At 64.4% G+C, this 21,214-nt stretch carries 18 protein-coding genes; 5 read left to right on the top strand and 13 right to left on the bottom strand.

What is annotated here, in order from left to right; genetic code table 11:
- The first annotated feature begins 130 nt into the window (after positions 1 to 130).
- Positions 131 to 3,934, top strand: coding sequence for a methylmalonyl-CoA mutase family protein (locus tag BN2475_RS05525; RefSeq protein ID WP_094778545.1), 3,804 nt, complete (start codon positions 131 to 133; stop codon positions 3,932 to 3,934).
- Between the two features lie 238 nt (positions 3,935 to 4,172).
- Here the strand turns inward: BN2475_RS05525 and BN2475_RS05520 are convergent, their stop codons facing one another.
- The gene (locus tag BN2475_RS05520; RefSeq protein ID WP_094778544.1) at positions 4,173 to 5,132 is read right to left on the bottom strand and encodes an NAD(P)H-dependent flavin oxidoreductase; all 960 of its coding nucleotides are present in this window, start codon (positions 5,130 to 5,132) and stop codon (positions 4,173 to 4,175) included.
- Positions 5,133 to 5,456: 324 nt separating this feature from the next.
- Here BN2475_RS05520 and BN2475_RS05515 point away from each other — a divergent pair, with 324 nt between their 5' ends.
- Positions 5,457 to 6,347: an alpha/beta fold hydrolase gene (locus BN2475_RS05515; protein WP_094778543.1), complete on the top strand. Its 891-nt coding sequence runs from the start codon at positions 5,457 to 5,459 to the stop codon at positions 6,345 to 6,347.
- A 67-nt stretch (positions 6,348 to 6,414) separates the two neighbouring features.
- Here the strand turns inward: BN2475_RS05515 and BN2475_RS05510 are convergent, their stop codons facing one another.
- The gene (locus BN2475_RS05510; protein WP_094778542.1) at positions 6,415 to 6,885 is read right to left on the bottom strand and encodes an Lrp/AsnC family transcriptional regulator; all 471 of its coding nucleotides are present in this window, start codon (positions 6,883 to 6,885) and stop codon (positions 6,415 to 6,417) included.
- Positions 6,886 to 6,999: 114 nt separating this feature from the next.
- Here BN2475_RS05510 and BN2475_RS05505 point away from each other — a divergent pair, with 114 nt between their 5' ends.
- Positions 7,000 to 7,899, top strand: coding sequence for a DMT family transporter (locus tag BN2475_RS05505; RefSeq protein WP_094778541.1), 900 nt, complete (start codon positions 7,000 to 7,002; stop codon positions 7,897 to 7,899).
- A 380-nt stretch (positions 7,900 to 8,279) separates the two neighbouring features.
- Here BN2475_RS05505 and BN2475_RS05500 read toward each other — a convergent pair whose 3' ends face one another.
- The 6 genes from BN2475_RS05500 to BN2475_RS05475 all read right to left on the bottom strand — a co-directional run bounded on the left by BN2475_RS05500 (position 8,280) and on the right by BN2475_RS05475 (position 12,547).
- Positions 8,280 to 9,200, bottom strand: a complete 921-nt coding sequence (locus BN2475_RS05500; protein WP_094778540.1) for an MBL fold metallo-hydrolase — start codon at positions 9,198 to 9,200, stop codon at positions 8,280 to 8,282.
- On the bottom strand, positions 9,197 to 9,676 hold the full coding sequence (locus BN2475_RS05495) for a MaoC family dehydratase (RefSeq protein ID WP_094778539.1): 480 nt from the start codon (positions 9,674 to 9,676) through the stop codon (positions 9,197 to 9,199). Before BN2475_RS05495 ends, BN2475_RS05500 begins: the two co-directional genes overlap by 4 nt.
- On the bottom strand, positions 9,673 to 9,900 hold the full coding sequence (locus tag BN2475_RS05490; protein WP_094778538.1) for a DUF1289 domain-containing protein: 228 nt from the start codon (positions 9,898 to 9,900) through the stop codon (positions 9,673 to 9,675). The genes BN2475_RS05495 and BN2475_RS05490 overlap by 4 nt, the downstream gene beginning before the upstream one ends.
- Before the next feature lie 4 nt (positions 9,901 to 9,904).
- Complete coding sequence (locus tag BN2475_RS05485; RefSeq protein ID WP_094778537.1) at positions 9,905 to 10,426, bottom strand: YbaK/EbsC family protein; 522 nt, start codon at positions 10,424 to 10,426, stop codon at positions 9,905 to 9,907.
- A gap of 54 nt (positions 10,427 to 10,480) precedes the next feature.
- Entirely contained in the window at positions 10,481 to 11,407 is a 927-nt protein-coding gene (locus tag BN2475_RS05480) for a hydroxymethylglutaryl-CoA lyase (protein WP_094778536.1), read from the bottom strand.
- Between the two features lie 198 nt (positions 11,408 to 11,605).
- On the bottom strand, positions 11,606 to 12,547 hold the full coding sequence (locus tag BN2475_RS05475; RefSeq protein WP_094778535.1) for a 2-hydroxyacid dehydrogenase: 942 nt from the start codon (positions 12,545 to 12,547) through the stop codon (positions 11,606 to 11,608).
- Between the two features lie 386 nt (positions 12,548 to 12,933).
- On the opposite strand from BN2475_RS05475, the gene BN2475_RS05470 reads away from it, so the two are divergent.
- Entirely contained in the window at positions 12,934 to 13,536 is a 603-nt protein-coding gene (locus BN2475_RS05470; protein ID WP_094778534.1) for an RBBP9/YdeN family alpha/beta hydrolase, read from the top strand.
- Between the two features lie 108 nt (positions 13,537 to 13,644).
- Entirely contained in the window at positions 13,645 to 14,670 is a 1,026-nt protein-coding gene (locus BN2475_RS05465) for a sulfate ABC transporter substrate-binding protein (protein ID WP_094778533.1), read from the top strand.
- 133 nt (positions 14,671 to 14,803) lie between these two features.
- Here BN2475_RS05465 and bioB read toward each other — a convergent pair whose 3' ends face one another.
- From bioB to BN2475_RS05440, 5 genes are all read right to left on the bottom strand, one after another.
- The gene (gene bioB, locus BN2475_RS05460; protein WP_094778532.1) at positions 14,804 to 15,865 is read right to left on the bottom strand and encodes a biotin synthase BioB; all 1,062 of its coding nucleotides are present in this window, start codon (positions 15,863 to 15,865) and stop codon (positions 14,804 to 14,806) included.
- Positions 15,866 to 15,898: 33 nt separating this feature from the next.
- A complete protein-coding gene (gene bioD / locus BN2475_RS05455) occupies positions 15,899 to 16,636 on the bottom strand; it encodes a dethiobiotin synthase (protein WP_094778531.1) in 738 nt (245 codons plus the stop codon).
- Complete coding sequence (gene bioF, locus BN2475_RS05450; protein ID WP_094778530.1) at positions 16,633 to 17,817, bottom strand: 8-amino-7-oxononanoate synthase; 1,185 nt, start codon at positions 17,815 to 17,817, stop codon at positions 16,633 to 16,635. The genes bioD and bioF overlap by 4 nt, the downstream gene beginning before the upstream one ends.
- Positions 17,817 to 19,190, bottom strand: a complete 1,374-nt coding sequence (gene bioA / locus BN2475_RS05445; protein WP_094778529.1) for an adenosylmethionine--8-amino-7-oxononanoate transaminase — start codon at positions 19,188 to 19,190, stop codon at positions 17,817 to 17,819. Before bioA ends, bioF begins: the two co-directional genes overlap by 1 nt.
- A gap of 712 nt (positions 19,191 to 19,902) precedes the next feature.
- On the bottom strand, positions 19,903 to 21,186 hold the full coding sequence (locus BN2475_RS05440; RefSeq protein ID WP_094778528.1) for a dienelactone hydrolase family protein: 1,284 nt from the start codon (positions 21,184 to 21,186) through the stop codon (positions 19,903 to 19,905).
- Positions 21,187 to 21,214 lie beyond the last annotated feature (28 nt).

The following is a 21,214-nucleotide window of genomic DNA, read 5'->3' as shown; positions in this document are numbered from 1 at the left end:
CCACCCGACCACCCGACCCACCCGACCGCGCGCCCCGCCTCGTCCCACGCCGTCGACCCAGCCCTGTCGCCACCACCCATTTCGCTATACTGGTTGCCAGCACCCATACGCGCCACGATCTGGGGGAGACATGACCGATCTGTCCACGCCGCAGCGCGCCGGCAGCCACAAGCTGCCCGCGGGCCGGCGCCTGCGCTTCGTCACCGCCGCCGCGTTGTTCGACGGCCACGACGCGTCGATCAACATCATGCGGCGCATCCTCCAGGCGAGCGGCGTCGAGGTGATTCACCTCGGCCACAACCGCTCCGTCGATGAAGTCGCCACCGCCGCACTGCACGAGGACGCCGACGGCGTCGCCGTGTCCAGCTACCAGGGCGGCCACAATGAATACTTCCGCTATCTGGTCGACCTGCTGCGCGCACGCGGCGGCGAGCGCATCAAGGTGTTCGGCGGCGGTGGCGGGGTGATCATCCCGGAAGAAATCGTGGAACTCGAACGCTATGGCGTCGAGAAGATCTATTCGCCTCAGGACGGTCAGAGGCTCGGTCTGCAAGGAATGATCGACGACATGATCGAGCGCTGCGCGCAAGCTGCTAGCGCGGCTTTGTCCGCTGGGCAGACGTCCGTCGGCGAGTGGGTGGCCGAGCTGTCGGTGCGGCGGCTGCCGCGTTTCGATTCGCGCCTGGACGCGCGTGTCGATGGTGACGCAGGCGGCGTGCGCGACGCGTCTGGTGCGGCGAGTGGATCGAGCGAGGCGGGCCGTGCGGTCCGTGGGTCGGATAGCGATACTGCAACTGTGGCGCACACTTTGAACACCCCCGACCCGGCATCGCTCGTGTTCCGCCGGCTCGCGCAACTGATCAGCGCATTCGAAACAGGCGGCGTCGATCCGGCCAGCCGCGAAAAACTGACGGCCCTCGCGAAAGCGGCCAGGATTCCCGTGCTCGGTATCACCGGCACGGGCGGCGCCGGCAAATCTTCGCTCACCGATGAACTGATCCGCCGCTTCCGGCTCGACTACGGCGACGCGTTGACCATCGCCGTGCTCGCGATCGATCCGTCGCGGCGCAAGTCCGGCGGCGCGCTGCTCGGCGATCGCATCCGGATGAACGCGATCGGCGACTGGGGCGGTGGCGCACGCGTCTACATGCGTTCGATGGCGACGCGCGAAGCGTCGAGAGAACTCTCCGACGCGCTGCCCGACGCGCTGATGCTGTGCAAGGCGGCGGGCTTCGATCTGATCATCGTCGAGACATCCGGCATCGGGCAGGGGGATGCCGCGATCGTGCCGTTCGTCGACGAATCGCTGTACGTGATGACGCCGGAGTTCGGCGCGGCTAGCCAGCTCGAGAAGATCGACATGCTCGACTTTGCGGGCTTCGTCGCGATCAACAAGTTCGATCGCAAGGGCGCGCCGGATGCATTGCGCGATGTCGCGAAGCAGGTGCAGCGCAATCGCGCCGACTTCGCCAGATCACCTGACGCGATGCCGGTGTTCGGGACGATCGCCTCGCGCTTCAACGACGACGGCGTGACCGCGCTGTATCGGCACCTCGCCGACGCGCTGTGCGAGCACGGCTTGCGTGCGGGCGGTGGCCGTCTACCGACGCCCGATGGCCTGCGCTTTTCGAGCGGCCGCAACGCGATCGTGCCGCCTGCGCGCGTGCGCTATCTGGCCGATATTGCGCAGACGGTCCACGCTTACCGCGCACGGGCCGACGAGCAGGCGCGTATAGCGCGCGAGCGTTGGCAACTGGTTGAGGCGCGTCGCATGCTGGGTGAGGCGGGTGCTGGTGCGGGTGCTGGCCAAGGTGCTCATGCGGGTGTCAGTGCAAACGCAGGTGCAGATGCAGATGCAGATGCAGATGCGATTGCTGGCCCAGGTGCTGATGCAGGTGTCAGTGCAAGCGCAGGTACAAGCGCAGGTACAAGCGCAGGTGCAGACGCAGATGCGATTGCTGGCTCAGGTGCTGATGCGGGAGTTAGTGCAATCGCGGGTGCAAGCGTACATGCAAGCGTAGATGCAAACGCAGAAACCAGCGCAAGTGCAAACCCGGGTGCAATCACCGGCACAAACGTGAGCGAAAGCCCAAACGCAAACCCAAACGCGCGCTCACGAGGCACCGCCGCCCTCGACGCGCTGATCGCCCAGCGCAACGCGGCGCTCGGCGAACGCGAGCGCCATCTGCTCGACACGTGGCCACACACCGTGGCCGCCTATTCCGGCGACGAACACATCGTGCGCATTCGCGACCGCGAAATCCGCACCGCGCTTACCGTGACGACGCTCTCCGGCTCCGAAGTCCGCAAGGTCGCGCTGCCGAAATTCGTCGATCACGGCGACATTCTGCGCTGGCTGATGCTCGACAATCTGCCGGGCTACTTCCCCTTCACCGCAGGCGTATTCCCGTTCCGCCGCGAAAACGAAGACCCGACCCGCATGTTCGCGGGCGAAGGCGATCCGCAGCGCACCAATCGCCGCTTCAAGCTGCTTTCCGAGGGCATGCCGGCCAAACGTCTTTCGACCGCCTTCGATTCAGTCACGCTCTACGGCGAAGAACCGCACGAACGCCCGGACATCTATGGCAAGGTGGGCAATTCGGGCGTGTCGGTCGCGACGCTCGACGACATGAAAGCGCTGTACGACGGCTTCGACCTGTGCGCACCGCAAACCTCGGTGTCGATGACGATCAACGGCCCGGCGCCGACCATCCTTGCGATGTTCTTCAACGTCGCAATCGATCAGCAGATTGCGCGCGTCGAGCAGAGCCAGGGCCGCGCGCTGACGGAAGACGAACTCGCCGCGACGCGTCGCACGGCGTTGGAAAACGTGCGCGGCACCGTGCAGGCCGATATCCTGAAGGAAGACCAAGGCCAGAACACCTGCATTTTCTCGACCGAATTCAGCCTGAAGGTGATGGGCGATATTCAGGCGTACTTCGTCGAGCACGGCGTGCGCAATTTCTATTCGGTGTCGATCTCCGGCTATCACATCGCCGAAGCCGGCGCGAACCCCATTTCACAACTTGCCTATACGCTGGCCAACGGCTTCACGTATGTCGAGGCCTATCTGGCGCGCGGCATGTCGATCGACGACTTCGCGCCGAACCTGTCGTTCTTCTTTTCGAACGGCATGGACCCCGAGTACACGGTGCTGGGCCGGGTCGCGCGGCGCATCTGGGCGATCGCGATGCGCGAGCGCTACGGCGCGAACGAACGCAGCCAGAAACTCAAGTATCACGTGCAGACCTCGGGCCGCAGCCTGCATGCGCAGGAGATCGACTTCAACGACATCCGCACCACGCTGCAGGCGCTGATCGCGATCTACGACAACTGCAACTCGCTGCACACCAATGCATTCGACGAAGCAATCACCACGCCCACCGAGGATTCGGTGCGCCGTGCGGTGGCGATCCAGTTGATCATCAACCGTGAGTGGGGGCTCGCGAAAAATCAGAACCCGAATCAGGGCAGCTTCGTGATCGACGAGCTGACCGATCTGGTGGAAGAGGCCGTGCTGGCCGAGTTCGACCGGCTCACCGAACGTGGCGGCGTGCTCGGCGCGATGGAAACCGCTTATCAGCGCGGGCGCATCCAGGACGAGTCGATGCTGTACGAGCATCGCAAGCATGACGGCTCGTATCCGATCGTCGGCGTGAACACATTTTTGAGCGCGCATCCGCATGAAGCGCCGCAGCCGATTGCGCTGGCCCGCTCCACCGAGTCTGAAAAACAGAGTCAGTTGAAACGGCTGAGTGCTTTCCAGACCCGGCATCGCGATGCAGCGCCCGCGGCGCTCGAACGTCTGAAGCGCGCGGTGATCGACGATGACAACGTGTTCGCGGTGTTGATGGACGTGGTGCGGGTGTGTTCGCTCGGGCAAATCACCCACGCGCTGTTTGAAGTGGGCGGGCAGTACCGCCGCAATATGTAGCTGCGATAGCCGCTATGGCCACTATGGCCACTGCAGCCACTGCAGCCACTGCAGCCACTGCAGCCACTGCAGCCACTGCAGCCACTGCAGCCACTGCAGCCGCGCAATTGCTTTGCAGCGGCGCTTCAAGCGCTGCTCCAAGCGCTACTACGGCTCAACATTCGAAGCGCGCCGCAGCCACGAGCATTGCGCGGGCATCTCGAGCCCGCGCCCGGACTCAACCAAGTCAGCGTGAAACTCAGCGCGCGATCCCGAGCCGCGCCTTCGCGTCGTCGTATTCATTCGACAAACGCCGCACCAGCTCGGCGACGCTCGGCACGTCGTCCATCATGCCGACGCCCTGGCCCGCGCCCCAGATGTCTTTCCATGCCTTCGCCTTGTCGCTGCCGAAGTTCATCTTGGTCTTGTCCGATTCCGGCAGCGCGTCCGGGTCCAGCCCCGCGTTCACGATGCTTTCGCGGATGTAGTTGCCATGCACGCCGGTAAACAGGTTCGTGTAGATGATGTCCGACGCCGTGGAGTTGATGATCGCCTGCTTGTAGCTTTCGACCGCGTGCGCTTCCCTGGTCGCGATGAAGCGCGTGCCCATGTACGCGAGGTCCGCACCCATCGCCTGGGCCGCGAGAATCGAGCCGCCGTTGGCGATCGAGCCCGACAGTACGATCGGGCCGTCGAAGATGCGCCGCACTTCGCCGACCAGTGCGAACGGCGAGGTCGTGCCCGCATGGCCGCCGGCCCCCGACGCCACCAGGATCAGACCATCGACGCCCGCTTCCAGCGCCTTCTGCGCATGGCGCAGATTGATCACGTCATGCAGCACGATACCGCCATAGCTGTGCACGGCGTCGATGATTTCGCGTGCGGGTGCGCGCAGGCTCGTGATGAAGATCGGCACCTTGTGTTCGACGCACACACGCACGTCATGTTCGAGCCGCGTATTCGATTGATGGACGATCTGGTTGACGGCGATCGGTCCGATGATCGCATCGGGGTGCGTCGCTTTGTGTTCGGCGAGTTGCGCTTGAATCTGCGTGAGCCATTCGTCGAGCAGCTCCGCCGGGCGCGCATTGAGCGCCGGGAACGAGCCGACGATACCGGCCTTGCATTGGGCCAGCACGAGTTCGGGATAGCTGACGATGAACATCGGTGAAGCGACGACAGGCAGCGCAAGTTTCTGCAGGACGGCGGGCAATGCCATGGTGCGAGTCTCCTGATTTAGGCGGACCGGTGCGGCGTTGAGCGCCCGGCGTTTGATGAGTTTAGCGGCACACGGCTTGCGGCGTGTCGAAGCGGGCAATTGTCGCTGCCGCTACGATGCCGGCCCGCATCGGCCAAGGCCACCCGACAATTTTAAGAACGATCGTTCGATTATAGGCGAAGCGTGCTGCCGGCGCTGGCAGGTTCGTTTGGAGCCGGTTGGAAGGAGTGTTCAGGTTCTATGTCTGCGTGGGGTATCCAACCCCGCGCGTACATCTCCGGCTTCTACAATGCACTCACTCATAAACGACCAGAGTGAAACGCCATGGCCTTCGAGAATTTCACGCTTTTTCGCGTCGCCGTGGGCGATGTCGATATTTTCGGAGTGAAGGGTGGAGCAGGGCCGCCGCTGCTGCTCCTGCATGGCCATCCGCAGTCGCACCTGATCTGGCAGCGCTGCGCCGCGCGACTGGCCGAACACTTCACGGTGATCGCGACCGATCTGCGCGGCTACGGCGCATCCGGCAAGCCGCCGAGCGACGCGGCGCACACGCCGTATTCGAAACGCGCGATGGCCGCCGATCAGGTCGCCGTGATGCGCCATTTCGGCTTTGAACGATTCCTCGTGTGCGCGCACGATCGCGGCGCACGCGTCGCGCACCGGATGGCGCTCGATCACGCCGATGCGGTCGAGCGTCTGATGCTGCTTGACATCGCACCGACGCTCGCGATGTACGAGGCCACCGACCGCACGTTCGCGACGCACTATTTCCACTGGTTTTTCCTGATCCAGCCGGAGCCGCTGCCTGAAACGTTGATCGGCGCAAACCCCGCCGCTTACGTCGATGCAGTGATGGGCAGCCGTCACGCGGGGCTGGCGCCGTTCGAACCCGCCGCGCTCGATGCGTATCGCTCGGCGCTTGCGCAACCCGGCGCGGTGCATGCGATGTGCGAAGACTATCGCGCGTCGGCGAGCATCGACCTCGACCATGACCGTGCCGACATCGAGCGCGGCCACAGGATCGGCTGTCCGGTGCGCGTGTTGTGGGGTGATAAGGGCGTGATCGAAAAATGCTTCGACGCGCTCGCCGAATGGCGTCACGTGGCGCGCGACGTGAGCGGCCGTTCGTTGTCCTGCGGTCACTACATTCCCGAAGAGGCACCGGACGAACTGCTTGCCGAGATGCTGTCTTTCTTCGAAGCGTTCGAGCAGTAGTTCGAAGCGTAGAGGGAACCCCGAGCTGCTTCCTTCATGCGCTACCTGAGCTCGCCATGCGCGTCGTTCAACCGAGCGGCGGCAGGCGGCGCGCGACCGGCGTCGATTTGACGATCGCCGTGCTGGTCTCCGCGCGCTCGGTGACTTTCGACAGAATCTCGTCGAGCTGTTCGATCGAATGCAGATACAGACGGCAGATGAAGCAATCGTCGCCCGTCACCTTGTCGCATTCGACGAACTCCGGAATGCGCCGGATCACCTCCTCCACGAGATGCAACTGACCGGGTAAGGGCTTCACGCGCACGATTGCCTGCAACGTGAAGCCGAGCGCACGCGGCTCGATCTGCACCGTGAAGCGCTCGATCACGCCTTGCGCTTCGAGCCGGCGGATGCGTTCGGCCGTGCTCGGCGCCGACAGTCCGACGAGCCGCGCCAGTTCGCTGACCGGCTGACGGGCGTCCTCGGCGAGCGCGGCCAGGAGCGCGCGGTCGGTGTCGTCGAGCGAGGCGGGTGCGGAACCAGCAAGGCGTTTGGTCATCGTGGCCTTCGATAATTAGGCTTGACGGGGACAAGGCTTAAGTTTAGCCATGTATTCGAGCGAACGGATTTATTACACTGCTCTTCATGCAGGAATCAATCTGAGGATCGAATCATGGCGTCAAACGAAATTCGCCGGGGAGCTGCGGAGATGACCATGGCGATGCTGATGTCGGGCACCATCGGTTGGCTGGTGGTGTCGTCGCAGCAAAGCCCGTTCAATGTGGTGTTCTTCCGCTGTATTTTCGGCGGCGCGACGCTGGCGCTCGTGTGCGCCGTGCTGGGGCTCTTCCGGCGCCGGCTGTTCTCGTGGAAGATGATCGGCCTCGCGTTGCTGGGCGGCGCGGCGATTGTCATCAACTGGGTGCTGCTGTTCGCTGCCTACTCGCGAGCGTCGATTTCGATGGCGACCGCCGTCTACAACACCCAGCCCTTCATGCTGGTCGCGCTTGGGGCGCTGGTGTTTCGCGAGCGCATTGGCGCGTCGACGGTGGTCTGGCTGGTGGTCGCGTTCATCGGCCTCGTGTTCGTCGTGAAGGTCGAGCCGGCGGTGCTGGCGGTGCCCGGTCAATATCTGATCGGCGTCGCGTATGCGGTGGGCGCGGCAGCAATGTACGCGGTGTCGTCGATCATTACGAAGCGGCTCAAGGGCACGCCTCCGCATCTGATCGCGTTGATCCAGGTGTCCCTCGGCGTGGTGATGCTTGCGCCGTTCGTACGCTTCGACGCGTTGCCGGCGAGCGGCGCACAATGGCTCGAACTCGTCGTGCTCGGCGTCGTCAATACCGGGCTCATGTATGTGTTGCTGTACGGCGCAATCCAGAAGCTGCCGACGTCGATGACCGGCGCGCTGTCGTTCATCTATCCGGTGGTGGCGATCATCGTCGACCGGGTGGCGTTTGGGCAGACGCTCGCGTGGATTCAGGTGCTCGGCGCGGTGCTGATCCTGCTGGCGGCAGCCGGTGTCAATCTCGGCTGGCGGATCGTGCCGCAGAAGCGTCTTTCGTCGACTTGATGGATGCCGTATCGGCGACACAATGGCAAATACTATGGATTCCCGAATAACGTGCGGGTGCCATTGTTCATATTGGCCGACCAATGACGCCTAAGCCGCGTGAGGGCGGAGCTTTCGAGCCAACGTGTATGCAGCTTTGAAGCGTAGCGTCAAACTTCTGTAGGGAAATCACCGATGCGGTGAAAAAACCGCCACGCGTATCATTCATGGCGACGCTGATCACGTCCAACAGAATTTGCGCCGCTCGCCTGGATGGTTGAGCGGCTTTCTTTTTGGGGCGACGGTTTTGCGTTGCACGGGTTGCGCGCGGCCCGCGTAGCCCTTTGTGTCTCACAGGTCTTTACCATGCGAGGGCACGTGTTGGCAGCACCGCCAGCGCGTCACGCATCGCGTGCGACGATGCGCGAGCCGTCGACTCGCAGCGGCCCGCTTGCCACCGCCAATTCTCCGATAATCTCGCTCACCAGCGGCGGCCATTCGCTGCGCGGTTTGAGCATCGACGCGGCGGCACGCATCACGGCCGCGCTGTCGAGCATGTCCAGCAGCGTATCGAAGCTCATCGCGCGGACTTCGAGCAGCTTGAACACGATCAGCACCTTCAACGCATTCTTTGCATTGCGCACGGGATCGCCACGCAACCACGCAACGCGCGAAAAGGCCCGCTCGAGCGCCTGTTCGACAGTCGTGAACGGCGCCCCGTGGCCAGGAATCACGACGCGCACGTCGAGCCTGGCAATAGCGTCGAGCACGGCCTGTTGTTCAGCGAACCCGCTTTCACCTTCCAGCTCCGGAAAGATCACGCCGAAGCCGTTTTCCCACAGCGCATCCGCACTGATCAGGATGCGCTCGTGCGCGCAGTACAGCATCAGCGAATGCGGGTCGTGGCCGGGTGCGCCGAGCACCTGCCAGTCAAGCCCGCCAAGCCGCAACTGCGAGCCGGGCGCGATCGTGCCGGTGAAGCGAAAGCGCTCGCAGGTCTGAGCGGTCGCGCGAAAGCTGAGGCGCGTTTCGTCCCAGTCACGCACGGTGTCGGCTTCGGACGCGGGGATCAGAGTGCGGCACGGCCATGTCGTTTGCAACAGCGCATTGCCGCCGCAGTGGTCCGAATGCAGATGCGTATTGACGATCAGATCGAGCGGCCGCATGCCGAGCGTCTGCTGCACCAGCGCGAGCGTTTGTGGCGCGTGCGACGCATAGCCGGTGTCGACGAGCGCAGCGCATGCGTCGTCGATTAGCAGTACGTTGTTCGACGAAAGCCAGCCGCGTTCGAAGACCCGGATCGATGCCGGCAACGTGGTCATGATGTGCGAGCGTGCCCGTGCCCGTGCCCGTGCGCGGACGTTTCCGGCTTCGGCATCACGAGGATGGTCGAGCTGCCGACCAGCACCGTGTCGCCGCGCTGGTTCACGACGGTGCCATCGAGATGGGTCAGATCGCCGTTCAGGCTGGGCTTCCAGTAGGCGTCGCGCACGTGCCAACGGATGGTCAGCGTGTCGTGCGCATGGACGGCCTTCTTCAGCTTGATATCGAACTCGAGACCGAGCGGTTGCGCGTAGGTCGAGAAATGCGTCGCCAGCAGCGCCATGAAGTGCGCGGTCGGCTGCGTGCCCGACGCGATCAGGCCACCAAAGCGGCTTTGCGCGGCATAGTTCTCGTCGTGATGCAGCGGGTTGAGGTCGTTGACGAGCGTGGCGAACGACTTCACGGAGTCCGCCGACAATTCGAGCGTCGAACTGAATGTCTCGCCAACCGTGACGATGCGCGGCGGGGCGTTCATTGCACTCCCTTCGCGTGCTTCGCCATGTACTCCGCGTGGCGCACCTCGATCGCATCCCACACCGCGCGCTTCGCGTCGTCGTCGAACGACGACCAGCCCGCAATCTCGTCGATGGTGCGCAGACACCCTTCGCACCAGCCTGTCGTCGCATCCATCCTGCACACGCTGATGCACGGCGACAGCACGGCGCCCTCGTCGTCTTCGTGATCCATGCGGGTGGTCATCGCGTCACGCGGTCTCGCGCAGCGCCACGTCCACCACCGGCGCGCCCGTCAGCGCGATCAGTTCCTGCGCCGTCAGATTGAACACCGCATGCGGATGACCGGCGGCGGCCCACAGGCTGTCGAGTGCGAGCAGATCGGCGTCGATCAGCGTGACCGGCTCGGTGGCGTGACCGATCGGACAGACACCGCCGATTGCATAGCCGGTCTTCTCGCGCACGAACTTGGCGTCCGCACGGCCGATCGCACCAACCTGCGCGGCCACCTTCTTTTCGTCGACGCGATTCGCGCCGCTCGCCACCACCAGCACCGGCGCGTCGTCTTCGCGGCGGCGAAACAGAATCGACTTGGCGATCTGCGCCACCGAGCAGCCGAGTCCGGCGGCGGCTTCGGCGGAAGTCTTGCCGGTTTCCGGCAGCATCACGATTTGTGCCGCGTGACCGCGTTCGCGCAGCAACAGCGCGACGCGGCGCGCCGATTCGGGCAGCGCGGCGAGAGAGTCTGATTCGGAAGACGCGTGGACGGTCATCGTTTCGAGTCCTGATTGATGGGGGAACGTTCTGGTGAGCGTGGCCGGCACATGTCAGACGCAGTTGGCCGCTTCGCTGCGCGCCTTTGCGAGCAGCGCCTTGCCGGCGCGCGACACATTGGGCCGGCCGATCGACGTTGAGATGAAATCGCCGATCGCGACGACTTGCGCGAGGTCGATGCCAGTCTCGATGCCCAGGCCGTTCATCAGATACAGCACGTCTTCGGTCGCGACGTTGCCGGTTGCGCCCTTTGCATACGGACAGCCGCCGAGCCCTGCGACCGACGCGTGATAAATCACGATACCTTCCTGCAACGCCGCGTAGATGTTCGCGAGCGCCTGGCCATAGGTGTCGTGGAAATGGCCCGACAGACGCTCGCGTGGAAACACGCGCGTCACCGCTTCGAACACTTCGCGGGTGCGCTTCGGCGTGCCGACGCCGATGGTATCGGCGATATCGATCTCGTCGCAGCCGAGCGCCGCGAAGCGCTCGACCACATCCACCACCGACGCCACCGGCACCTCGCCCTGGTACGGACAGCCGAGCGAGCACGATACGCTGCCGCGAATCCGCACGCCGTGCTGTTTCGCCGCCTCGGCGACCGGTGCGAATCGCGCGATGCTCTCCGCGATGCTGCAATTGATGTTTTTCTGCGAAAACGCTTCGCTGGCGGCGCCGAAGATCACGATTTCGTCGGCATGCGCGGCCAGCGCGCCTTCGAAGCCGCGCAGGTTCGGCGTGAGCACCGAGTAGATCGTGCCTGGCCGGCGTTCGATACCGGCCATCACCTCGGCGCCGTCGGCCATCTGCGGCACCCATTTCGGCGACACGAACGACGCCGCTTCGACGTTGCGGATACCCGCCGCCGACAGACGGTTGATCAACTCGATCTTGGTCGCGGTGGGTACGAATTCTTTTTCGTTCTGCAGTCCGTCGCGTGGGCCGACTTCGACGATTTTTACTTGCTGCGGTAAGGCCATGATTTGTCTCCTGTGTCGACCAGCGTTAGCGCTTCAGCGCTTACGCTGGTCCCATGCTGAGGTTTGACTGGAGTTAGCGCTTCAGCGCTTACTCCAGGCCCTCAGCGGTCGACCAGCGTTAGCGCTTCAGCGCTTACTCTGGTCCGATGCAAGATAGTTGCCCGCACGTGGCGGCTCATTCAATTCGTTACGAGGGTATCAGTATCCGCGTTCCAGATTCACCACCCCGCTCACAATGTCGCCGCGCACCAGCACATTGATTTTCCGCGCGACCTGCTCGACGCTTTCTTCACGCAGCGTCAGCGCGGAGATGTGCGGCGTGATCGTGATGCGTGGCTCCCGCCAGAACGGATGATCGGCGGGCAATGGTTCATCGCGGAACACGTCGAGCGTGGCGGCGGCGACTTGGCCGCTCGCGAGCGCATCGAGCAGATCCGCCTCGACCAGATGAGCGCCGCGTGCGACGTTGATCAGATACGCGCCGCGCGCAAGCTTCGCGAAGGTGCGCGCATTCAACACGTCGCGGGTATCGGCCGTATGCGGCAGCAGATTCACCAGCACCTTCACGCCGTCGAGAAACGCGTCGAACTGCGTTTCGCCCGCGAACGTCGTAATGCCGTCGACCTGCCGCGCGCCGCGGCTGTAGCCGCGCACCGGCATGCCGAACGCCGCGACCGCTTGCGCCACCTGCGCGCCGAGCACACCGAGCCCGAGCACGCCGACCGTGAAGGTCTCGCGCGGATGCGGATCGAGCACCGCCCAGCGGCGTTCGCCTTGCAACGTCTGATATTCGTCGAAGCGGCGCAGGTAGCGCAGCACCGCGTGCGTCACGTACTCGGCCATCTGCGGCGCCATGCCGGTGTCTTCGAGGCGGATCAACTGGGCGTTGCGCGGCAACGTACCGGGTTGCTCATGCTCCAGCGCAAGGATCGCATCGACGCCTGCGCCAAGATTGAAAATCGCGCGCAGGTCGTCGCGACCGGCCAGCATCTCGCGCGGCGGTCGCCAGACGACCGCGAAATCGGCCGGGGCGGCGTCGCCCGGTTGCCATTCGCGCAACTCGGCCTCGGGCAGCGCGCGGGCGAAGTCGCGCAGCCACGCGGTGGCGTCGTCATGCGGCGAGTAGAAGATGATTTTCATACGGTCCGAAAGGCGTCTGCGTGATCGAGGCGGATGACGAGGACGCCACGGTACGACAGCTGCGGCGCTGCGGACGACGCTTGCTGCATGGAGCCTCCTGGCCTTAAGAATAGGCTCCATTCTACTTTTTCGACGCGGATCGCGTGCGTTTGCGAACGGGTGTGCGGTTTCGGCGCTGGGCGCGCGTTGCAGCGGACCGTGTTCATCGATGCGTTTGCGAGCGCATGAACTCGCCGATTATTCATAGTGAGCCCGCGCAGCGACTCCGCGCCGTGACCCTGGCATTTGCCCCACGCACTTGCCCATAACCAAAGCACAAAAACTTGGTTCGTCCACTGGCCCTTCAGCGAGACAATGACTCCCCGGATTCCCGCTGCGAGGCACAGATGTTTTCATGCACGAAATCGACATGGCCGCCGCGACTCGTCACCGTCCCCGGCCTGCACGGCAGCGAAGGCGCGCACTGGCAAACGTGGCTGGAGCGGCAATTCGCGCGTTCGCTGCGGGTCGAGCAGGCCGACTGGGACGCGCCGGATCTCGCGCGGTGGGCGAAGTCGCTGCGCGATCTGCTCGCGCACGAGCGCGGGCCCTTCGTGCTGGCCGCGCATAGCTTCGGCTGCCTCGCGACCGCGCATGCGCTGCAGCAGGCGTCGTATGCGAATGACGTGGTCGGCGTGCTATTCGTGGCGCCCGCGAGTCCGCAAAAATTCGCGTCCGCTGGAGCGTTCGACGCGCGGCGTCTTGGCGTGCCGTCGATCCTGATCGGCAGCGAAACCGATCCGTGGATGCCGCTTGCCGGTTCGCGCGATCTCGCGCACCGCCTGGGCAGTGCGTTCGTCAATCTCGGCGACGCGGGGCATATCAACACCGCGGCGGGTTTCGGCCCATGGCCGCGCGCCAAGTATTTCGTCGATACGCTCATGCATTGCGCGGCGCCGCTGCGCTTTCGCGAAGAGACCTTCGAGGCCGCGCAACACGCGTTCGTGTGAGCGGCCACGACGCGCGCCACGGAGCAAATAAGCAATCCGTTAGAATCCCGCTTCACGCCGCACGTGGGTGCGGCCACCGAATTTCATCATAGATAGGCGGGAAAAAAGATGGCAGGCAAGAGGGGGACATCGCGCTGGTTGGCGGCCGGCACGACGGCAATCATGCTCGCGTTTGGCGGCGTGCCGACGGCACAGGCCGACGCGTCGCTGCTCAACGTGTCGTACGACGTGACGCGCGAGTTGTACAAGGACATCAACGCGAGCTTCGTCGCCGCGTACAAGCAGAAGGGCAGCGAGACCGTGTCGGTCCGGCAGTCGCATGGCGCGTCGAGCGCGCAAGCGCTGTCGGTGCTGCAAGGTCTGCAGGCCGACGTCGTAACGATGAACCAGCCCAACGATATCGATCTGCTCGCCGAGAAGGGGCAACTGGTGCCGGCCAACTGGCGAGCGCGACTGCCGAACGACAGCGCGCCGTACACCACGACGATGGTGTTCCTCGTGCGCAAGGGCAACCCGAAGCACATCAAGGACTGGGACGATCTCACGAAACCCGGCGTGCAGGTGGTGATCCCCAATCCGAAGACCGCGGGCAACGGCCGCTATACGTATCTGGCCGCGTGGGGTTATCGCAAGCAGCACGGCGGCACCGACGCGCAGGCGCTCGATTTCGAAAAGGCGATCTTCAGGAATGTGCCGGTGCTCGACACGGGCGGCCGAGGCGCGACGACCACGTTCACGCAACGCGATATCGGCGATGTGCTGGTGACGTTCGAAAACGAGGTGTCGTTGATTGGCTCGGGCGTGGGGGCGGGCAGTTTCGAAGCGGTGTATCCGTCGGTGAGCCTGCTGGCGGCGCCGCCGGTGTCGATCGTCGACAAGGTGGTCGATAAGCGCGGCACGCGCAAGGAGGCGCAGGCGTACCTCGACTATCTGTGGTCGCCGGCCGCGCAGGAAATCATCGCGCAGCACCATCTGCGTCCGCGCGACAAGAACGTGCTGGCGAAGCACGCGGCCGAGTTCAAGCCGATCAAAACCTTCACTGTCGAAGAGATGTTCGGCAGCTGGCAGAAAGCACAGCAAACGCATTTCGCCGATGGCGGGACGTTCGATCAGATCATCGTCGACCGGAAGTAAAGCTGTAGCGCGGTGTCAAAAGCGAAAGGCTGCCTCGAAGAAAGACGGGGCAGCCTTTTTTTATCGACGTGCGTTTACCGCGCGCAACGCAGACGTTCAGTTCGGCGCGCCATGGGCGCCGTGCGCGCTGTGTTTATTGGCAGCCATGCTCGCAGCCGTTCTGATCCAGCGGCAACTGCTGCGCGGCCTCGGCACGAATGCCGAGGCGCTCCAGCAGTTTGCGGTCGGCTTCCGCTTGCGGGTTGCTGGTGGTCAGCAACTGGTCGCCGTAGAAAATCGAATTCGCGCCGGCGAGGAAACACATTGCCTGCAACGCCTCGTTCATCTGCTCGCGGCCCGCGGACAACCGCACCATCGCGCGTGGCATCGTGATGCGGGCGATGGCGATGGTGCGCACGAATTCGAACGGATCGATTGCCTCAGTACCGGTCAGCGGCGTGCCTTCCACCTGCACCAGATTGTTGATGGGCACCGATTCCGGATACGGCTCCATGTTCGCCAGTTGCGCGATCAGCCCGGCGCGTTCGCGGCGCGACTCACCCAGCCCGACGATGCCGCCGCAGCACACGTTGATGCCGGCATCGCGCACGCGTTCGAGCGTGTCGAGACGATCCTGGTAGGTGCGCGTCGAAATGATCTGGCCGTAGAACTCCGGCGACGTGTCGAGGTTGTGGTTGTAGTAGTCGAGGCCCGCCTCGCGCAGACCTTGCGCCTGATGCGCTTCGAGCATGCCGAGCGTCACGCAGGTTTCGAGACCCATCGCCTTCACGCCGCGGATCATGTCCTTGATCGGTTCGAGGTGGCGATCTTTCGGATTGCGCCACGCGGCGCCCATGCAGAAGCGCGTCGCGCCGTTCTCCTTGGCGGCCTTCGCGGCGGCGAGCACTTCGTCGACGGGCATCAGCTTGTCAGCTTGCAGGCCCGTGTCGTGATGCACCGACTGCGGACAGTACGCGCAATCTTCTTCGCAACCGCCGGTCTTGATCGACAGCAGCGTGGACAGTTGCACGGTGTTCGCGTCGAAATGCTCGCGATGCGTCTGCTGTGCGCGGAACATCAGGTCGTTGAACGGCAGTTCGTACAGCGCGACGATGTCGGCGACACGCCAGCGCGCGATCGGCTTCGCGCCGATGGCGGCGTTGTTGGGAGTGTTGCTGGCGTCGGCTGGCGTCGGAGCGATGTTGAGTTGTGTCATGGGGTCAATCCTCATGGATGGATGTGATGGAGATCAGCGCTGCGCGTGGCGCAGCGTCTGCAAGAGCTGGTTGATGTCGAGCCGCTGCGCCGCGAGGTCGGGCGAAGCCGGGCTCAGATGCGGCACGATGCCCAGGAGCGGCGCGTCGTATGCGTGCGCGAGGTGCTCGCGGATCGACGCGATGTTTTCGTCGGGGAACGTCATGTCCGGATCGATGCGGTTCGCGACCCAGCCGGCGAGCGTGAGCCCGCGTGCGGCGATCGCTTCGGCGGTGAGCAGTGCATGGCTGATGCAGCCGAGCCGCATGCCGACCACTAGCACCACCGGCAGGTTCAGCGCGATCGCCAGGTCGGCGGTGTCCTGCGTGGCGGTCAACGGCACGCGAAAACCGCCGACACCTTCGACGACCACGATGTTCGCACGCTGCACCGCTTGCGCATGGCACTCGACGATATGCGCGAGATCGAACGTGACGTGTTCCAGCGCGGCCGCGATGTGCGGTGCGGCTGGTTCCTTCAGCAGATAGGGCGTGCGTATCGCGGGCGGCAACAGGACGTTCGACGCGGCGTCGAGTTGATCGGCGTCTTCGTTATGCAGCACGCCGTTCAGTTCGAATGCGCCCGCGGCGATCGGCTTCATCGCGGCGGCTTGCAGGCCTTCGCGAACGAAGCCGCGCAGCAGTGCCGACGACACGAACGTCTTGCCGATTTCCGTATCGGTGCCGGTAACGAACAAGGACAGCGCGCCTTGCGTGTGACTCGTCCCATTCATGCCGCACGCGCTCCGAGTTGTTGCAGACCCGCTTCGAGGCGGTCCAGGTCTGCTTGCGAATGCGCGGCGGACAGCGAAATGCGCAGACGCGAGGTACCGGTCGGCACGGTCGGCGGACGGATCGCGGGCACCCACAGGCCGGCGCGATCGAGCGTGGCTGCGATCTCGAGCGTGGCGTCGTTCGCACCGATGATCAGCGGTTGCACGGCGGTGTGCGAATCGACGGGTAGCCACGGTGTCGCTTTCAGCATCGCGCGTGTGCGGTGGATCAGCTGCTGAAGGTGGGCACGGCGCGCATCGCCTTCCTCGCCGCCGATGATGCGCAGGCTCGCCGACACGGCATGCGCGGCGGCCGGCACCGACGCCGTGGTGAAGATGTACGGGCGTGCGCGCTGCACGAGCCATTCGATCACGGTTGCATGCGCCGCGACGAACGCGCCCGAGACGCCCGCCGCCTTGCCGAGCGTGCCAATGGAAATCAGGTTCGGCGAGCGCAGCGCGGCTTGTGCGATCGCGCCGCGGCCTTGTGGGCCGAGCACGCCGAAGCCGTGCGCGTCGTCGACGACCAGCCAGGCGCCGTGCCTTTCCGCGAGTTCGAGCAGGCGCGGCAGCGGCGCGATGTCACCGTCCATGCTGAACACCGTATCGGACACGATCATCTTGACGTCCGCATCCGACGCGTCGAGCATCGCGCTCAACGCTTCCATATCGCAGTGTGGATAGATCTGCACGTCGGCGCGGGACAGACGCGCGCCGTCGATCAGCGACGCGTGATTCAGCGCGTCGGAGAAGAGCGTCGTGCCGCGGCCCGCGAGCGCGGTGAGCGTCGCGAGATTGGCCATGTAGCCGGTGCTGAAATAGAGGGCGCGCGGGGCATCCACGAAGCCGCCGGCGAATTCCGCTAGATCGTCCTCGAGTTGCGCGTGTGCGCGCGAGTGACCACCGAGCAGATGCGAGCCGCCGCTGCCTGCGCCATAACGGCGCGCACCCTCGGCGATTGCTTCGATCAGTTGCGGATGCGCGGCGAGGCCGAGATAGTCGTTGCTCGCGAAGCCGATCATCGCGCGGCCGTCGACCGTCATGTGCGCGGCGCAGGGCGTGTCGGCGGTGCGGCGGCGACGGCGCAGGCCGCGTTCGTCGAGCTCCTTCAGCCCTTGAACGAGTGTGTCGAGCAAGTGCATCAGCGGGCCTCCGCGAGCGTGGCTTCGAAGCTCTCGTGAGCGCGCGACGCGAGCAGCGCGAGTTCTTCGTCGTCGAGAATGTAAGGGGGCATCAGATACACCGTGGTGGAAATCGGGCGCAGCAGCAGTTCACGCTGCAATGCGTTTGCGAAGAAGCGGCGCGAAAAAGTTTTGGCGTGCTGAGGATCGTCGATCACTGCGTCGAACGCGAAGATCGTGCCGCACTGACGCAGATTGCGCACCTGCGGATGCGCGGCGAGCGGCGCGAGCGCGGTCCGCAGTTTCGCGGACTTGCGCGCGTTGCTGGCGAGGACGTCGTCGCTCGCGAACAGATCGAGCGTGGCGAGCGCCGCGCGGCAGGCGAGCGGATTGCCGGTGTACGAATGCGAGTGCAGGAAGCCGCGCGCAGTGTCGTCGTGATAGAAGGCTGCGAAGATTTCGTCGCGCGACAGCACGATCGAAAGCGGCAGGTAGCCGCCGCTAATGCCTTTCGACAGACACAGGAAGTCCGGCCAGATGCCGGCCTGCTCACACGCGAAGAAGGTGCCGGTGCGGCCGCAGCCGACGGCGATTTCATCGGCGATCAGATGCACGCCATATTGATCGCACAGCGCGCGCAGTCCGGCGAGATACGACGCGTCGTGCATCGCCATGCCGGCCGCACATTGCACGAGCGGCTCGACGATCAGTGCGGCGATTTTGGCGGCGCGCGCTTCGAACAGCGAGCGAACATGATCGAGCGCGCGGCGCGCAACGTCGGCCGCGGTTTCACCCGCTTGCGCGAGACGCGCATCGGGCGACGCCACGACGTGCGCGTGACGGATCAACGGATCGTAGGCATCCTTGAAGAGCGCGACGTCGGTGACGCCGAGCGCGCCGATGGTCTCGCCATGATAACTGTTGGCAATGCAGACGAATTCCTGCTTGTCGGCGAAACCTTGATTGCGCCACGTGTGGAAGCTCATCTTCAGCGCGATTTCGACGGCGGACGCGCCATCGGACGCGAAGAACGCATGACCGAGCGTATTGCCGGTGAGCGCGCCGAGGCGTTCCGCGAGTTCGACGGCCGGTTCGTGCGTGCAGCCTGCGAGCATCGCATGTTCGAGCGTGTCGAGCTGGTCTTTCAACGCCGCGTTGATGCGCGGGTTCGCGTGACCGAACAGGTTGACCCACCATGAGCTGATCGCGTCCAGATAGCGATGATTGGTGCGATCGTAGAGCCACGCGCCTTGACCGCGAGCGATGGGCACGAGCGGCAGGCGCTCGTGGTGTTTCATCTGGGTGCAGGGGTGCCACACGGCGCGCAGGCTGCGGGCGACCCAGTCATCGGGGGCGATTGACGATGCGATTGGCGATGCGGCTGATTTTTCCAAAAGGTACTCCAGGTGCTTTTTTGCCACTGCACGCCGTTGGCTTTTAAGGCTTTTTTGAACTGCGCCAGATGCGTTTTTTCGTTGCGCGGTGCACGGCCTTGGCGTGCGTGCGGGGTCGAGATTAGCGGTTTATTTCGCGCTGCGCACCAGGGACCGGAAGGGCGTTTTTGCTTGAGGCGTCGGGGTTCGATGCCGTTCGGCGCAGCTGATTTGCGTTGGTGGCGGAAGGTCGCCGATCGCCGGAGTTGACGACGGCAAAGTAGTGGGCCGTTATCGGCGGGAATTGAGCGCTAGCGAGGCTTTTTCGGCTTTTTCGTTTACGAAGCGCTTGCGTTCGTCGACGCCGCGGGGCGACGAAGCGCTGGTTCGCGGATAGGCAAGTGAGTGATGAAGTGGCTGTACCCCGCCAATTTCGTGAGCAGGAACCGTTGGTATTCGAGAGGCGAGAGGGGAGTGGCGCGATAATCGAACGATATGAACAATCTCTCACCGCTCGCGCGGCTTGCGTCAATGACCGACCGGTGATCATCCGTTGCCGCTATGCACGGGGTGCGTCAAAGATAGGGCTGCCAGGGAAAGCGGAGGGTTCGTTTGCGAGAGGCAGTATCGAGAGACAGGGTGAGAGGCGGAGTGATCGGCCTGGCCCTGGCGATGCGTCGAAAATTGAGTGCGGTTTGAAACAAGCCGGCTAGCGCACGGCGAAAAGCCGACCCTACTCGCGACTGGCGATCGCGTGCTGCTCCTCACCCGCACCACCAGCAGCCGATTCGCCACCATCCGCCGTCTGCGAAGACTGGGCGCCCCACACGACGGTGTTATCCACCGCATACAAGCGGCAAGTATCGGCGCTCTGTTTCTGGCAGTTGGCGATCGCCACCGACATCGGATCATCGCCGCCTTCGGCCCACGACCACGCGCCCGAGTTCGACACGGCAAACGCGCGGCTAGGATACTGATGCAGGAAATTCCGGTACCCGTTGCGCCCGGCTTCATCGACATACGGCACGGCGTCCACCGCATCGAGTGCGGCGAAGCCGCTCGCCTTCGGCTGCGAAGGATCGGACACCCGATATTGCACACCCGTCGGCATGCCGACGCGGGCAAGGAACGCCTCGACCGCCGGCCACCACACATGCACGCCATCGCGGTCGCCAACCAGCCGATGCGCGTCGTTCTTGTAGCTGCCGTAGTCAACCATCTTGGCGCTCACGCTGTGCGCGGCATACGCGGCGTACATACCCGCCACCAGCGGTGCGGTCCAGACCGAATCGTTGTCGCCGTACATCCATAGCGACGGCACCTTCGTCTTCTCGCCATACGCGCCGAATGCGCGCGTCAGGTTGCCTTGCCAGTCGGTGCAGGCATCCTGCCGCAAGCCGCCCGAGAAATTGATCAATGCCCGCACGCCCGGCGCCGCCTCGGTGCCGTAGGCGATCGTCGCGAGACCGCCGTGCGAGGTGCCGGCCACGACGATATGCTTCGCATCCACGTAAGGCTGCTTCGACATGTAGTCGATGGTTGCGGCCACGTCGCCGGCCTGGCCGATACCATTGCGTTCGACATCGCAACCATCCTGCTCATACACGCCGCCCGAATGGCCGAAGCCCTGGCGGTTTGGCGCCACCACCACGTAGCCGCGGCGGACGAATTCGCGTGCGAACGGCCGCGGATCGCTGCGTTCCTGCGTGCGCGGATCGCCAGGAATCTTGCCGTGGTTGAAGACGATCATCGGGAACGGGCCTGCGCCGTCCGGTTTGTAAATCGTCGTTTCGAGCGTGACCGTGCCGGCAGCGTCGACCGGCACGCGGATGATCTGCTCGTTCAGGTGCGCGGTGGGCAGGTAGACGTCGTCGTCGAGCGCGATGCGCGGTACGTGCGCGCGTGTCAGCGGTCCTGCCTGGGTGTCGGCGAGCGGATCGGCGTGCGCGACTGCGATAGCGCATGTCGCCGCTACACAGATCACCGCACACTTCGTCAGAATCTTGCTGAACACCATTGACGCACCCGCCTCCAAAACCTGCCCC

Source organism: Paraburkholderia ribeironis (genome assembly GCF_900019265.1).
Classification (GTDB): Bacteria; Pseudomonadota; Gammaproteobacteria; order Burkholderiales; family Burkholderiaceae; genus Paraburkholderia; species Paraburkholderia ribeironis.
The sequence above is the reverse complement of the archived record's forward strand: the minus strand, read 5'-3'. Positions and strand labels throughout refer to the sequence as shown.

Coding starts and splice junctions, on each gene's coding strand:
- BN2475_RS05520 (WP_094778544.1), bottom strand. CDS start 5,132: ATGGCATTGCCCGCCGTCCTGCAGAAACTTGCGCTGCCTGTCGTCGCT.
- BN2475_RS05490 (WP_094778538.1), bottom strand. CDS start 9,900: ATGACCACCCGCATGGATCACGAAGACGACGAGGGCGCCGTGCTGTCG.
- BN2475_RS05480 (WP_094778536.1), bottom strand. CDS start 11,407: ATGGCCTTACCGCAGCAAGTAAAAATCGTCGAAGTCGGCCCACGCGAC.
- BN2475_RS05505 (WP_094778541.1), top strand. CDS start 7,000: ATGGCGTCAAACGAAATTCGCCGGGGAGCTGCGGAGATGACCATGGCG.
- BN2475_RS05525 (WP_094778545.1), top strand. CDS start 131: ATGACCGATCTGTCCACGCCGCAGCGCGCCGGCAGCCACAAGCTGCCC.
- BN2475_RS05475 (WP_094778535.1), bottom strand. CDS start 12,547: ATGAAAATCATCTTCTACTCGCCGCATGACGACGCCACCGCGTGGCTG.
- BN2475_RS05440 (WP_094778528.1), bottom strand. CDS start 21,186: ATGGTGTTCAGCAAGATTCTGACGAAGTGTGCGGTGATCTGTGTAGCG.
- BN2475_RS05510 (WP_094778542.1), bottom strand. CDS start 6,885: ATGACCAAACGCCTTGCTGGTTCCGCACCCGCCTCGCTCGACGACACC.
- bioD (WP_094778531.1), bottom strand. CDS start 16,636: ATGAATGGGACGAGTCACACGCAAGGCGCGCTGTCCTTGTTCGTTACC.
- BN2475_RS05465 (WP_094778533.1), top strand. CDS start 13,645: ATGGCAGGCAAGAGGGGGACATCGCGCTGGTTGGCGGCCGGCACGACG.
- bioF (WP_094778530.1), bottom strand. CDS start 17,817: ATGCACTTGCTCGACACACTCGTTCAAGGGCTGAAGGAGCTCGACGAA.
- BN2475_RS05485 (WP_094778537.1), bottom strand. CDS start 10,426: ATGACCGTCCACGCGTCTTCCGAATCAGACTCTCTCGCCGCGCTGCCC.
- BN2475_RS05500 (WP_094778540.1), bottom strand. CDS start 9,200: ATGACCACGTTGCCGGCATCGATCCGGGTCTTCGAACGCGGCTGGCTT.
- BN2475_RS05495 (WP_094778539.1), bottom strand. CDS start 9,676: ATGAACGCCCCGCCGCGCATCGTCACGGTTGGCGAGACATTCAGTTCG.
- bioB (WP_094778532.1), bottom strand. CDS start 15,865: ATGACACAACTCAACATCGCTCCGACGCCAGCCGACGCCAGCAACACT.
- BN2475_RS05515 (WP_094778543.1), top strand. CDS start 5,457: ATGGCCTTCGAGAATTTCACGCTTTTTCGCGTCGCCGTGGGCGATGTC.
- BN2475_RS05470 (WP_094778534.1), top strand. CDS start 12,934: ATGTTTTCATGCACGAAATCGACATGGCCGCCGCGACTCGTCACCGTC.